Source organism: Pseudomonas sp. SIMBA_067 (assembly GCF_046534675.1).
GTDB lineage: Bacteria > Pseudomonadota > Gammaproteobacteria > Pseudomonadales > Pseudomonadaceae > Aquipseudomonas > Aquipseudomonas putida.
In genome coordinates, this window is record NZ_JAWRYH010000789.1 from 1 (window position 1) to 257 (window position 257).

1 protein-coding gene is annotated in these 257 nt (G+C 44.0%); it reads right to left on the reverse strand.

Features of this window, described 5'->3' with window-relative positions:
• Positions 1-257 (reverse strand): hypothetical protein (locus tag SB765_RS31355; protein WP_410932726.1); only part of this gene is annotated, 257 nt, incomplete at both ends.

The window sequence follows — 257 nt, forward strand, 5'->3', positions numbered from 1 at the left end:
GAGTTCAAATCGGTTAAACGCTTTACTGTGCCACGCTTTATTGTTGCAACGTCAGCTGGGCGCTGAGTATCAGCAAGTGTAAATGCAATATCGCCATTTTCACTAATATCAAAATCACCACCAGAATAAGGTCGCCCAAACGCCACACTTCCTATTTGTTCGGTAATTACTTTTCGTTTACCGGTTCGAGGTTGATAAGCGAGCGTGGTTTGGCCTTCATCGGCATAGCTAAAATAGAGGCCTTTTGAATTTGCGCT